We start from the raw sequence: 12871 nt of genomic DNA, 5'->3' as shown, positions 1-12871 counted from the left end.
ATGACCGACGACTTTCTGACCCGCCTGCCCAAGGCGGAACTGCATCTGCACATCGAGGGTACGCTGGAGCCGGAGCTGATGTTTGCGCTGGCCGAGCGTAACGGGGTCAGCCTGCCTTACGCCGATATCGAGGCGGCCCGACAGGCTTACGACTTCAGCGACCTGCAGTCCTTTCTCGATCTTTACTATCAGGGCATGAGCGTGCTGGTCCGCGCCCGGGACTTCGAGGACCTGGCGATGGACTACTTCCGGCGCGCCGCCGCCGAGGGGGTGGTGCATATCGAGATGCACGTGGACCCCCAGGCCCACCTGTCCCGTGGCGTGGCGCTGTCCGAGGTGATGGAAGGCCTGACGGCCGCCTGCGCCAAGGCCCGCTCCGAGCTGGATATTTCCACCGCCATGATCCTCGCCTTTCTGCGTGATCAGCCCGCCGCCGATGCCATGCAGCTGCTCGAGGACAGCACGCCCTGGCATGACCACTTCAGTGCCGTGGGGCTGGACAGCGCTGAGCGAGGCAATCCGCCGAGCAAATTCCAGGAGGTCTTTGCCCGGGCGCGGGAGCTGGGCCTCGAGCGCGTGGCCCACGCAGGTGAGGAGGGGCCACCGAGCTATATCCGCGAGGCACTGGATGAGCTTCAGGTGTGTCGCATCGACCATGGCGTAAGGGCGATCGAGGACATCGAGCTGATGGAGCGGCTGGCCGACGAAGGCACCGTGCTGACGGTGTGTCCGCTGTCCAATGTGCGCCTGAAAGTGGTGGAACGGCTCGAAGATCATGGCCTGCCGACGCTGATCGACGCAGGACTGGTGGTAACCATCAACTCCGATGACCCGGCCTACTTCGGCGGTGGCATGCGCGACAACTTCGCCGCCTGTCAGCGGGCCTTCGGCTGGTCCAACGAGACCCTCAAGTGGCTGGCCGGCAACGCCATCGAGGCGGCCTTCATGGATGAGGACAGGAGGCAGGCGCTGAGACAGCGGCTGGTGGAATCCTAGGCCTTGCCGTAAAAGTGCCTGCATACGTCGACGTTTCAGACAATGCCGGACGCCGGGATTGGCACGTCAAGCGCCGCCTTGCCCCTTGTCGGGGGAGGCGGCGCTGGCGTTTGCAGGGGGCAATTGGTGATAGTACCGGGTCAGGCCTGGCCCGGGGCTGGATCAGGACTGGATCAGGGCAGAGCAGGCACCGTGACCACCGGTTGCTCTCCTGTCAGGGCATGCAGGAAGCTGACCAGACGTTCGACGGTCGCTTCATCAAGCTCCCGCTTGAGCATCTGCTCGCCCATGATGGGCACGACGTCTTCAAGCGTCTCGGCCGAGCCGTCGTGAAAGTAGGGGTAGGTGAGGGCGACATTGCGCAGTGATGCCGTCCTGAAGGCCTGTCGATCGCTTTCCTTGTTGGTGACCGCGAAGCGCCCGGGATCATCCGATCCCGGCACCTGAATCGGATGGAACAGGCTGTCGCTGAAGTTGGCACCGCGGTGACAGCTGATGCACCCGACGTCCACGAAGTCCTTCATGCCAGCCTTCTGCTGATCGGTGAGGGCATCCTCGTCACCGAGCAGGTAGCGATCGAGCGGGGCGTTCGGCGTATTCAGCGTGCGCTCGAAGCTGGCGATGGCGTCGGCCAGGTTGCCGGAGGACAGCGGAGCCTCGTCATCGGGAAATGCCGTCTGGAAGTGATCGGAATAGCCGTCGACGGCGGAAAGGCGGGCAAGGGCGCCGTCCAGGTCGTGGGCCATCTCGATGCTGTTCTGGATAGGACCCAACGCCTGGCCTTCCAGGTCGGGTTCGCGACCGTCCCAGAACTGTGAGCCAAGAAAACCCGAGTTGAGCGCGGTGGGGGAGTTTCGTTCTCCCACCTGGCCATCGTGGCCGACCGCCGTCGGCAGCCGGTCCGTCCAGGCCAGGGCCGGGTTGTGACAGGAAGCGCAGCTGATGTTGCTGCTCTTTGACAGCCGGGGTTCGAAGAACAGCATCTTGCCAAGCGCTACCTTCTCAGCGGTGAGGCTGTTGTCGGCGGGGATGGGGGGAAGCGAAGGCAGAGGGGTGAAATACTGTCGATAGTCCTGTTGCTCGTCGGATTCGGTGTCTGATGTGGTTGCCGCCGACGCCTGGGAGGCGACGGCCATGCTGCAGGCCAAAAAAGTGCCGGTCAAAAAAGTGCTGGCCAAGAAAGTGCCGGCCAGAACAGGGGGAAGGTAGTTGGGCCAAGGTCGCATCATGTATTCCCTTCGTTGCGTCACGTCACGGTTTGCCGTCCAGGCGGGCGATCTGAGCCTGCCGCTGTCCGGCGAGCGACAGCGGGAATCAGTAGCGGCACAGGTTGATGGCGAACCCTGATGCTCAAGGCGTGCTTCATGTCACCAGATGGCACTGAGGCTTGCCCGCGCTGGTGTTAGTAATAGGTGATCCTGTGTGTGCAGCGGCCGCTTTTCGGGCAACGGGCTGTGTGGAAGATTGCTGAGGCATGATGTCGAAGCGAAAACGTCGGAATCTAAGGTGTTTTCGGCGTGATCGCCGACCGAGTCGAGGAAGATATCGAGCAGGCGGTCGTCCTTTCTTTCAGCACACCTGGGGGCGCTTCGGCGCGCCCTTCGCTACCGGCGAAGTCCTCGGTGACACGCAAAAGAGGCGCCCGTCTCTGGTATAAATCCCAGGGCGCCTCTTTTTTGGTCTGGCGGTTGGTCTGGCAGGTGTTGTGGCTGGAGGGCCGGCGTGCATGAGCCGGCATGCATCAACGGGCGTGCAACACCAGAAGCCGTGCATCAGCCCTGTTGGCGATTGGCCTCGCGCGCCGCTTCCCTGGCGCGTCGCTTGGCCTCGCGACGCTCTTCCATGCGTGCCACCGCGTCGGCACCCAGATGGGCTTCGCCGCGCTCCCGGGCGAGGCGCATCTGGCGCTCGCGCTCGGCGAAGCGGGCCTTCTGCTCGTCGCTCAGGCGGTCGTAGCAGCGCGGGCAACAGACGCCTTTCTGGTAGTACTCGCTCTGCTTGTCCTGCTCGGTGATCGGCATGCGGCAGGCGTGGCACTGGTCATAGCGCCCGGGCTTGAGATCATGGTCGACGGTCACCCTGTCGTCGAACACGAAGCACTCGCCACGCCACAGGGTCTTGTCCCTCGGTACGTCCTCCAGGTACTTCAGGATGCCGCCCTTGAGGTGGTAGACGTCCTCGAATCCCTGCTCCTTGAGATAGGCGGTGGACTTCTCGCAACGGATGCCGCCGGTACAGAACATCGCCACCTTCTTGTGGCGACTCGGGTCCAGGGTCTTCTTCACGTACTCGGGGAAATCGCGAAAGGCGCTGGTGGCCGGGTTGACCGCGCCCTCGAAGGTGCCTACCTCGACTTCGTAGTCGTTGCGGGTGTCGATCAGCAGCACCTCGGGGTCCTGGATCAGCTCGTTCCAGTCCTTGGGGTCCACGTAGGTGCCGACGGTATGGCGCGGGTCGATGCCCTCGACGCCCATGGTCACGATCTCGCGCTTGAGCTTGACCTTGGTACGCATGAAGGGCGCACGACGGGTCAGTGACTCCTTGGTGTCGAGCTCGGCCAGGCGCGGGTCGGCGCGTAGCCAGGCGAGCACCGCGTCGATGCCCTGGCGGGTGCCGGCGACGGTGCCATTGATGCCTTCACGGGCCAGCAGCAGGGTGCCGCGCACCTGATGCTCGAGCAGGGTGTCGAGCAGCGGCTCGCGCAGCGCCTCGTAGTCGTCGAGGGTGACGAACTTATACAGGGCGCACACCACCAGGGTGTCTGGACCAGAAGTGGCGGTTTCGGTGGCTGTGTCAGGGGGTGAAGTATCGTGACTCATGGTTGTCCTCGTGCGAGCCGGAGCGTAAATCCGGAGCAGCGTTGGCAGCGTGTGGTATTCAAGGCGCGCATTCTAGCGCACTCGCCGAGGAATTTCCCGGCCAGCCATCACCCCGTGCAAGCGCCGGTCGCCGGCGCCTGTCGTCGGGTTCTTCAGGTCTGGCGGCGGTGCTGCAGGCGTCCCCCCGCCCAGGTCTCGTAGATGGCGCGGTCGTCCCCCAGCATCATCAGGGTAAACAGCTCCTCCGCCAGCGACTGGGTGCGCCCCATGCGTCGGGCCAGCAGCGGCGAAGCGAACAGGTCGATAACCACGAAGTCGGCGTCGCGCCCGGGGGTCAGGCTGCCGATCCGATCGTCCAGTGACAGCGATACGGCGTTGCCTCGGGTCAGGTCATGAAAGCCTGCCCAGGCGGTCAGTGGCGTGCCCCTGAGCTGGCCGACCTGATAGGCCGCCTTGAGGGTGGCAAGTCCCGACAGGTCGGTACCGGCGCCGATGTCGCTGGCCAGCGTCAGATTCAGCCCCTGGGCCCGGGCGCCGGCCCGGTCGAACAGGCCACTGCCGAGAAACAGGTTGGAGCTGGGACAGAAGGCGATGTTGGCGCCGCGCTCGGCCATTCGGGTACGCATCTCGTCGTCCAGGTGGATGCCGTGGGCAAAGGTGCTGCGCGGCCCCACCAGCCCGGATTCCTCGTAGACCGCCAGGTAGTCGCGGCTGCCCGGAAACAGCTCGGCCACCCAGTCGAGCTCACCCAGGTTCTCCGACAGGTGGGTCTGCAGCCACAGGCTCGGATCATTGCGCAGAAGGCCACCGGCGGCGTCGAGCTGGGCGCGGGTGGAGGTAGGCGCGAAGCGTGGGGTGACGCTGTAGCCGAGACGCGCGGTGCCGTGCCAGTCACTGATCAGGCGCTCGCTGTCGCGGATGCCGCCGTAGGTGTCGTCGGTGAGCGCGTCGGGGGCATGGCGGTCCATCAGTACCTTGCCGGCCAGCATGCACAGGTCGCGGCGTTGGGCCGCGCTGAAGAAGGCGTCGGTCGAGGCCGGGTGGCTCGAGCAGAACACCTGGGCGGTGGTGGTGCCTACTCGCATTAGTTCGTCGAGGAAGACGTCGGCCATCTGCTCGGCGTGTTCGCGCTGGGCAAAGCGACATTCCTCGGGGAAGGTGTACTCGTTGAGCCAGTCGAGCAGCTGGCGTCCGTAGGAGGCCATGATCTCGAGCTGCACATAGTGCACATGGCTGTCGATGAAGCCTGGCATCACCAGCTTGTCGCGGTGGTCGATGACGCTGGCGTCGGCGGGCAGGTGGGGGGCGAGCTCTGTATAGTCGCCCACCGCCTGAACGACACCCTCGGCCCACCACAGCACGCCGTCGGCGAAGTAGCTGACGCTGCCCTCGAGCGGGGTGTCGCCGTCGCCGGGATCGGCATTGAAGCTGAGGATGCGCGCGCGCATGACCCAGCTCGATGAGCAGGGGCTGCCAGCGGGGCTGGTGGAGGCGCCGGCGGAAGTTCCGGAGAAAGCCTCGGGCTTGGGCGCGGTGCTGGCAGAGGCGTTACGGGTCTCGGTCATGGGGCACTCTTTATCGGGTCGTCGCTTATAGGGTCATCGCGTCATCGCACTATGGCGGTGACGTTGTGGTCATGGGTGGCGACTGGCCTGACGGCTGGCCTGGCGACTTGATCAGGCGGCTTGATCAGGCGGCAGGCGCGGCGGCCAGGGAGGCAGACGCCTGGTGCTACCCGGCCAGACGGGTAACGGTCGGGCCAGGACAGGTTCAGGAAAACAGGCGTCGTACTTCTGCGCTTTCCAGGCCGCGCAGCGCGTCGCGACGTGCCCCCTCCGGCCTGGGGCTTGCCAGTGGCAGCAGCTCGGCCAGGGCGGCCAGGGCGACGGCGTAGGGCGTCTTGTCGCCGCCGGAGTCGCCGATCGGGCAGCGCACGGCGTCGATGCGATCTTGCGGGATGCCGGCACGCTCCAGTCGCCCGCGGAAGCTGGCCCACTTGCTGCGCGAGCCGATCAGCCCGATCGAGGCCATGTCGCCGCGCCTGAGCAGTGCCTCCACCAGGGCGTAGTCCTCGGCGTGGTCGTGGGTCAGCACCAGCACGTGGCTGCCGCCAGGCAGCGACTCGGCGCTGGTGTTGCAGTCGTCCAGCCGGTGGTGGTGCTGGCCTGGTGCCGGGTTGAGCCCGCTGAAGGCGTCCTCGCGGCTATCGTACCAGTCGAGTCGCCAGCCAAGCGGCGCCGCCAATGAGGCCACCGCGCGGCCCACGTGGCCGGCGCCGAACAGCGCCAGGCGCGTGGCCGTACCGAGATCCGTTTCGAGCAGCACGTTGACGAAGCCGCCGCAGCACTGGCCACTGCGGCCACCCAGCGAAAAGGCCTCCAGGCTGAGGCCGGCCTCACCGCGCTCGAGGCGTTCCCGGGCGCAGGCGATCAGTTGCCATTCGAAGGTGCCGCCGCCCAGGGTGTCGATGATGGCGTCGGCGGTGATCACCATCCTGGCGCCAGGCTCACGTGGGGTCGACCCCTGGCTGGTCACCTGGGTGGCCAGCACATGGGGCAGGCCGGCGCGTCGGAGGCGGGCCAGGGCGTCGTACCAGCGCTCGCCGCTCATGGGGTGCCTCCTGCACGACTCTCATTCACCCGGCGTGCCAGGCGTGCCGCCGCCATGACCCGCTCAGGTGTTGCCGGGGTGTCCAGCCGTACCGCCTGGCGGTAGTCGGTGAGGCTCGCCAGGGCGTCGCGCAGCGCGCACCACACCGACATCCCCAGCATGAAGGGCGGCTCACCCACCGCCTTGGAGCGGTAGATGCTGGCCATGGAGTTGGGGTGGCCCTGCATCAGCTCGACGTTGAAGGTGGCCGGCAGATCGCCGTAGGCGGGGATCTTGTAGGTGGCCGGGCCGAACGAGGTCAACTGGCCCCGCTCGTTCCACTTCAGTTCCTCGCTGGTCAGCCACCCCATGCCCTGGATAAAGCCGCCTTCCACCTGGCCCACGTCGATGGCCGGATTGAGCGAGTCGCCCACGTCGTGGAGGATGTCGACCCGATCCACCTGGTACTCACCGGTGAGGGTGTCCAGTGCCACCTCGGCGACGGCGGCGCCATAGGCGAAGTAGTAGAAGGGGCGTCCGCTGCCGCTGGCCCGATCGTAGTGGATCAACGGCGTTGCGTAGAAGCCTTTCTCGGACAGCGACACCCGACCGAGGTAGGCGTCCTGGATGAGCTCGCCCCAGGCGATACGTCGTTCGCTGCCACCGATGCCGGCGATCAGCTCGCCCTGTTCCAGACGCATGTCCTGACGGTCGAGCTGGTAGCGTTCGGCGGCGAAGTCGAACAGCCGCGATTTCAGCTTGCTGGCCGCGTCGCGTGCCGCCTGGCCGTTCAGGTCGGCCCCGCTGGAGGCCGCCGTGGGTGAGGTGTTGGGTACCTTGTCGGTACGGCTGGCGCTGATGCGTACCGCTTCGAGGTCGAGCCCCAGCTCGCGGGCGACCACCTGGCACACCTTGGTGTGCAGGCCCTGGCCCATCTCGATGCCGCCGTGATTGATCATCACGCTGCCGTCGGTGTAGACGTGCAGCAGGGCACCGGCCTGGTTGAGGTGCTGGGCGGTGAAGGAGATGCCGAACTTCACCGGGGTCAGCGCCAGGCCCCTGCGGATGACCGGGCTGTCGGCGTTGAACTCGGTGATTGCCTGGCGCCGGGACCAGTAGTCGCTCGAGGTCTCGAGCCGCTCGATCAGGTCATGCAGCAGCGTGATCTGGTCCACCGTCTGGCCATAGTGGGTCTGGTCGCGGCCTTGGCGATACAGGTTGCGTTTGCGCACCGTCAGGGGATCCTCGCCCACGCGGCGGGCGATGTCCTCCATGGCGGCTTCGATCACCATCATGCCCTGGGGACCACCGAAGCCACGAAAGGCGGTGTTTGACGCGGTGCTGGTACGGGCGCGATGACCGGTGACCCGAGCCTGGCCCAGTGAATAGGCGTTGTCGGCGTGGAACATGGCGCGGTCGACGATGGCTTCGGACAGATCCGGCGAGTATCCGCAGTCGCCGATGACGGTGATGTCACCGCCCTGGATCACGCCCTGTTCATCGACACCGAGCCGATAGCGGTTGTGGAAGGGGTGGCGCTTGCCGGTGACCTTCATGTCCTCGGCCCGGGGCAGGCGAACACGGCAGCTCTTGCCGGTGCGGCGGGCGATCAGCGCCGCCAGGCAGGCCCAGGGCGAGGCCTGGGTTTCCTTGCCGCCGAAGCCGCCGCCCATGCGGCGTACCTCCACGGTGACCGCGTGGAAGGGGATGCCCAGCACCTCGGCGATCAGCTTCTGGGTCTCGCTGGGATGCTGATTGGAGGTGTGGACCATCACGCCTTCGTCTTCGGTGGGGTGGACCACGCAGGCCTGCCCCTCCAGATAGAAGTGCTCCTGGCCACCGACGAACTGCTCGTCCTCGATGACGTGTGTCGCCCCGGCCAGGGCGGCCTCCCAGTCACCGCTCTGCTGGCGGTGGGTCGGGCGCACCACGTCGCCGGCCTCGGCGGCGGCCACTGGGTCGAGGCTCGCCTCGACCTCATCGATCTCCAGGCGCGCCTTCTTGACCGCCTGACGCGCCGCACGATGGCTGGTGGCGGCGACGCAGAAGATCACCTGGCCGGCGTAGAGTACCTCGCCGTCGGCCATGATCGGATCGCCGGGAAAGACCGGGCCGATATCGGTGTGGCCCGGGACGTCGGCGACGCTGATCACGTCGACCACGCCCGGGGCGCTGCGCACGGCGGACAGGTCCAGCCCGGTGATGCGTCCGCTGGCGACCGGCGAGAGTCCCACCGCCAGGTGCAGCGCGTCCGCCGGCAGCGCCAGGTCGTCGATGTAGGCGGCGCGCCCGGTGACGTGCTTGACCGCGCTTTCGTGGCGAGCGGCGCTGCCCGAGAAGCCCTTGGCCGCCGGCGCGTGGCGGGGAGTATCGGCAGTATCGCTGGCCGCGGAGGCAGGTGTGGTCAGATCAGTGAGCGTACGCATGGAGCATCACCTCCTGGGTCGGGTGCTGAGAGTCCTGGGATGCCGCGTCGGCGACGACCAGGCGCAGGCGTTCGATCAGTGCAGCGGCGGCGTGCCGACGATAGTCGCTGCTGCCACGCACATCGCTCATGGGCTGAAAGTCTTCGGCCAGCGCATCGATGGCGGCGGCGAACCGCTCGGGTGAAGGGGCATGGCCTTCCAGTGCCGCCTCGGCGCCGGTTGCCCGGGCCGGGATCGCAGCCATGCCGCCGAAGGCCAGGCGGACCTCGGCCAGGGCGCCGTCCTTCAGGGCCCAGCTAAAGGCACCGAGTACCGCCGAGATGTCGTCCTCACGCCGTTTTGACAGTTTCCAGACCTTGAGCTGGCGGTCAGCTGCCAGCGTCGGCAGGAAGATCGCTTCCAGGCACTCGTCCGGCGCCAGGGCGGTCTTCTTGTAGTCGATGAAGAAGTCCGCCGCGGCGAGTTCGCGACTGCCGCCGGGTCCGGTCAGGCGCAGGCAGGCGTCGAGTGCCAGCAGTACCGGTGGGGTGTCGCCGATGGGCGAGGCGTTGGCCACGTTGCCACCCAGGGTGCCGCGGTTGCGCACCTGACCAGAGCCCAGTCGATGCAGGAGGTGATGGAAGGCGGGATAGCGCTCGGCAAACAGCGGTTCCAGTTGCGTGTAGGTGACGGCAGCACCGACCCACATCCCTGGTCGACCGCTGGCGTCGTGGCCCGCTTCCAGCACCTTGAGCTGTTCTACCCGGGTGACATCGATGACCTCGGCGAAGTCCGCCAGATTCTGGGTGACTTCGAGCCAGAGATCGGTGCCGCCGGCCACCAGGCGGGCGTCGGGGTGGCGGGCGCGCAGTTCGACCAGCTCATCGAGGCGGCGCGGCTGGTAAAAGCCGCTGTGGGTAGCAGGCTCACCCACATTGGTGGCAAGCGTTTGGGCAAGGGCGTCATCGTCGAGCCATTCGGGCCGGAAGCCCGGGGTGTCGCCCATGGCCAGGGCGGCGTCGCGGATCGGGCGATAGCCGGTGCAGCGACACAGGTTGCCGCCCAGCGCCGCTTCCAGTCGCTCAGGCGTCAGTGGCGCGGGCCGCGCGCGGTCATCTTCATGAAGGGTGAACAGCGACATGACGATACCCGGGGTGCAGAAGCCGCATTGGCTGCCGTGGTGTTCCACCATGGCGGCCTGGCAAGGATGCAGCTCGTCCCCCCGGGACAACCCCTCGACGGTGACCAGGTGGCATCCATTGAGCTGGTGGGCCGGCATGATGCAGGCGTTGGCGCTGTGATAGCGCAGGTTGCCGTCGGCATCGGGCTCGCCGATCGCCACGGTGCAGGCACCGCAGTCGCCGGAGGCGCAGCCTTCCTTGGTGCCGGTCTGGTTGAGGCGCTCGCGCAGCAGGTCGAGCACGCTGAGGTGGGCCTCGGCGTCGACGCGCCGTGGCCGCCCGTTGAGGAAGAACTCGATCATGGTCAGGTCCGCTTATGTTGTCGTTGTCGTCGTTGATGTCCTGGTCGATGTCCTGGTTGCAGGCTGAGCCGAGTGGTTGTCAGCGAGTCGGTACCAAGGGGCATCGCCATGGCAAGGGGGTAACTTCATTCTTGACCAATCGGTCAGCTTCTTCAAGTCACGCCGTCGAGTTTTTTTCGGTGCCCGCCGCGTGTTCCTGTCGGCGACCACAGCAGAGGCCTAAAAAGCTGCCCGTCACAGGCGCTGTCGCGCCAGGTTAGCCGCTTTGCCCAATTGCCAGAGCGGTGGGGTTCAGGCACTCTTTTCCTCCTTGCCGACCCACCTGCAACCGGCGGTGGCGGGCGATTCGACGACCGGGATAACCATGGGCTCACAGCTTGATGACACGGCGCTGAAGGCGCCGCTGGAGGCGGAGGCTGGTGCCATTCGCCAGCGTAACGAACGCGACATACTCGACGCCGCCGAGCGAGTGTTTTCGCGTCACGGCTATCGGGGCGCCAGCCTGAAGCTGATTGCCGAGGAAGCCGGGCTGCCCAAGTCCAATGTGCTCTACTACATGGGCAGCAAGAAGGCGCTGTACGTTCGCCTGCTGGAAGGGGTGATGGAGCGCTGGAACATGATGCTCGACGATATCTCGGTGGATGATGATCCCGCCGAGGTGCTCAGTGCCTTTATCCGCTCGAAGATGGAGATGTCTCGACGCCACCCCGAGGCCTCGCGCCTGTTTGCCGGCGAGATCCTTCAGGGCGCTCCCTTTCTGCAGGACTATCTGCGTGGCGAGCTGCGCGACTGGGTCGAAAGCCGTGCCGAGGTGTTTCGTCAGTGGGCCGAGCGCGGCCTGATGGACCCGGTGGACCCGGTATCCTTGATCTTCCTGATCTGGTCGGCGACCCAGCACTATGCAGATTTTCAAAGCCAGGTCGCCGGCATCACCGGCCATGACGACTTCACCGATGACGATATGCAGCGGGTCACCGATTTTCTGATCCAGGTGGTCCTGAAGGGCTGTGGGGTGGTGTCTTCCTCCAACAGCTAGTGCTGTCTGGCCGCTAGCAACTTGCCCCGGCGGCGGGCGCCCCGGGGCTCGCGCGCTTTTATTGCGCCGTCACCAGCATGATCGCGGACAGCACCGCGGACACCCACATGGCGGGTTTGATCTCGGTGAACTTGCCGGTGGCCAGCTTGATCAGCACGAAGCTCATGAAGCCGAAGGCGATGCCCAGGGTGATCGAGTAGGTCAACGGCATCAGGATGATCGCCAGAAAGGCAGGAAAGGCCTCCTCGAAGCGTCCCCAGTCGATCTTGCCCACCGGGGCCATCATGAACAGCCCCACCAGCACCAGCGCCGGCGAGGTGGCGATGCCCGGCACCAGCGACAGCAGCGGCGACAGGAACAGAAACGGCAGGAACAGCAGCGCGATCACCAGCGCGGTCAGGCCGGTGCGCCCGCCCTGGGCGACCCCTGCGCCGGACTCGATAAAGGTCTGGGCGGCGCTGGTGCCAAGCGGAGCGGCGATCATCGAGGCGAAGGCGTCCACCGTCATCGAGCGCTTGAGATTGCGCGGGTTGCCCTTGGCGTCCTTGAGCCCCGCGGATTCCGACAGCGCCATGAAGCACGACAGCGCATCGAAGAAGTTGGTGAACAGCATCACGAAGATAAAGGGCAGGTAGGCGACCTTGAGAGCCCCCAGCACGTCGACCTGACCCAGCGCCGAGAAGTCTGGCCAGGCGGCCAGTCCCTGCCATGCCACGACCACCTCGTCACCCCACAGACGCCCCATCGGTGCGGCCAGCAGGGTGGTGGTGGCGATGCCGAGGATCAGGGCGCCGTTGAAGCCGCGGATGACCAGCACGGCGGTCACGATCAGGCCGATGAAGAAGGTGGCGAGACTTGCGTCCAGGCTGCCCAGGCTGACCAGGGTGGCGGGGCTTGCCACGATGAAGCCGGCGTTCTTGAGCCCGATAAAGGTGATGAACAGGCCGATACCGCAGGTGATGGCGTAGCGCAGCGACGGCGGAATGGCGTCGATGATCGCCTCGCGGACGTTGAACATGGCCAGTACGGCGAACATCACACCGGACCAGAACACGCACCCGAGTGCGACCTCCCAGGACAGGCCCGCCCCCAGTACTAGGGTGTAGGTGAACAGGGCGTTCATGCCCATGCCGGGTGCCACCAGGATGGGGTTGCGCGCGTACAGCGCCATGGCCAGGCTGCTCAGAAAGCTGATGACCACCGTGGCCGACAGCGCCGCCGAGAAGGGAATGCCGGCGTCCGACAACACCGCTGGATTGACCACGATGATGTACATACCCGCCAGAAAGGTGGCGATCCCGGCCAGCAGTTCGGTCTTCAGTGAACTGCCCCGGCGGCTGACGTTGAAGTAGCGATCCAGCCAGGCAAGCCGGCCGACGGCGTCCTGGCTGGTTTGATCCGCAGTGCCGTCGTCGCCGTCAGGGCGACTCGCGCTGGCTGCCGGATGACGGTCGCGCGGTGAAAGCGTGGACGTGGTCTCGCTCATCTCAGGGTCCTCTTGTCGTTGTAGTGGCCGCTGTCGATTGTCTGGGTGATGCCGCGA

General features: G+C 66.1%; 9 protein-coding genes. 2 read left to right on the top strand and 7 right to left on the bottom strand.

The window, feature by feature from the left end:
* Positions 1–996 carry an adenosine deaminase gene (locus KUV74_RS16510; protein ID WP_222516879.1) on the top strand — a complete coding sequence of 332 codons (996 nt, stop codon included), beginning with the start codon at positions 1–3 and terminating at the stop codon, positions 994–996.
* Positions 997–1169: 173 nt separating this feature from the next.
* Here the strand turns inward: KUV74_RS16510 and KUV74_RS16505 are convergent, their stop codons facing one another.
* From KUV74_RS16505 to xdhA, 6 genes are all read right to left on the bottom strand, one after another.
* Positions 1170–2132 (bottom strand): cytochrome-c peroxidase, encoded by a 963-nt coding sequence (locus KUV74_RS16505; RefSeq protein WP_222516878.1) that lies wholly within the window; start codon positions 2130–2132, stop codon positions 1170–1172.
* A 636-nt stretch (positions 2133–2768) separates the two neighbouring features.
* Positions 2769–3815, bottom strand: a complete 1047-nt coding sequence (locus KUV74_RS16500; protein WP_222516877.1) for a rhodanese-related sulfurtransferase — start codon at positions 3813–3815, stop codon at positions 2769–2771.
* 152 nt (positions 3816–3967) lie between these two features.
* Complete coding sequence (gene guaD, locus KUV74_RS16495) at positions 3968–5263, bottom strand: guanine deaminase (RefSeq protein WP_222516895.1); 1296 nt, start codon at positions 5261–5263, stop codon at positions 3968–3970.
* Between the two features lie 322 nt (positions 5264–5585).
* On the bottom strand, positions 5586–6425 hold the full coding sequence (gene xdhC / locus KUV74_RS16490) for a xanthine dehydrogenase accessory protein XdhC (protein WP_222516876.1): 840 nt from the start codon (positions 6423–6425) through the stop codon (positions 5586–5588).
* Positions 6422–8830, bottom strand: coding sequence for a xanthine dehydrogenase molybdopterin binding subunit (gene xdhB / locus KUV74_RS16485; protein WP_222516875.1), 2409 nt, complete (start codon positions 8828–8830; stop codon positions 6422–6424). Before xdhB ends, xdhC begins: the two co-directional genes overlap by 4 nt.
* A complete protein-coding gene (xdhA, locus tag KUV74_RS16480; RefSeq protein ID WP_222516874.1) occupies positions 8814–10292 on the bottom strand; it encodes a xanthine dehydrogenase small subunit in 1479 nt (492 codons plus the stop codon). Before xdhA ends, xdhB begins: the two co-directional genes overlap by 17 nt.
* Before the next feature lie 364 nt (positions 10293–10656).
* Between xdhA and KUV74_RS16475 the strand changes: the two genes are divergently transcribed.
* Positions 10657–11328 carry a TetR/AcrR family transcriptional regulator gene (locus tag KUV74_RS16475; protein ID WP_222516873.1) on the top strand — a complete coding sequence of 224 codons (672 nt, stop codon included), beginning with the start codon at positions 10657–10659 and terminating at the stop codon, positions 11326–11328.
* 58 nt (positions 11329–11386) lie between these two features.
* Here the strand turns inward: KUV74_RS16475 and KUV74_RS16470 are convergent, their stop codons facing one another.
* On the bottom strand, positions 11387–12814 hold the full coding sequence (locus KUV74_RS16470; RefSeq protein ID WP_249742876.1) for an NCS2 family permease: 1428 nt from the start codon (positions 12812–12814) through the stop codon (positions 11387–11389).
* Positions 12815–12871 lie beyond the last annotated feature (57 nt).

The organism is Halomonas sp. DP1Y21-3 (assembly GCF_019801245.1).
Classification (GTDB): Bacteria; Pseudomonadota; Gammaproteobacteria; order Pseudomonadales; family Halomonadaceae; genus Halomonas; species Halomonas litopenaei.
Note: the sequence above shows the minus strand (reverse complement) of the source record. Positions and strands in the feature narration are given on the sequence as shown.

Bases quoted from the DNA above. Each gene is read 5' to 3' on its own strand.
- KUV74_RS16510 (WP_222516879.1), top strand. From the start codon at position 1: ATGACCGACGACTTTCTGACCCGCCTGCCCAAGGCGGAACTGCATCTG.
- KUV74_RS16505 (WP_222516878.1), bottom strand. From the start codon at position 2,132: ATGGCCGTCGCCTCCCAGGCGTCGGCGGCAACCACATCAGACACCGAA.
- KUV74_RS16500 (WP_222516877.1), bottom strand. From the start codon at position 3,815: ATGAGTCACGATACTTCACCCCCTGACACAGCCACCGAAACCGCCACT.
- guaD (WP_222516895.1), bottom strand. From the start codon at position 5,263: ATGCGCGCGCGCATCCTCAGCTTCAATGCCGATCCCGGCGACGGCGAC.
- xdhC (WP_222516876.1), bottom strand. From the start codon at position 6,425: ATGAGCGGCGAGCGCTGGTACGACGCCCTGGCCCGCCTCCGACGCGCC.
- xdhB (WP_222516875.1), bottom strand. From the start codon at position 8,830: ATGCGTACGCTCACTGATCTGACCACACCTGCCTCCGCGGCCAGCGAT.
- xdhA (WP_222516874.1), bottom strand. From the start codon at position 10,292: ATGATCGAGTTCTTCCTCAACGGGCGGCCACGGCGCGTCGACGCCGAG.
- KUV74_RS16475 (WP_222516873.1), top strand. From the start codon at position 10,657: ATGGGCTCACAGCTTGATGACACGGCGCTGAAGGCGCCGCTGGAGGCG.
- KUV74_RS16470 (WP_249742876.1), bottom strand. From the start codon at position 12,814: ATGAGCGAGACCACGTCCACGCTTTCACCGCGCGACCGTCATCCGGCA.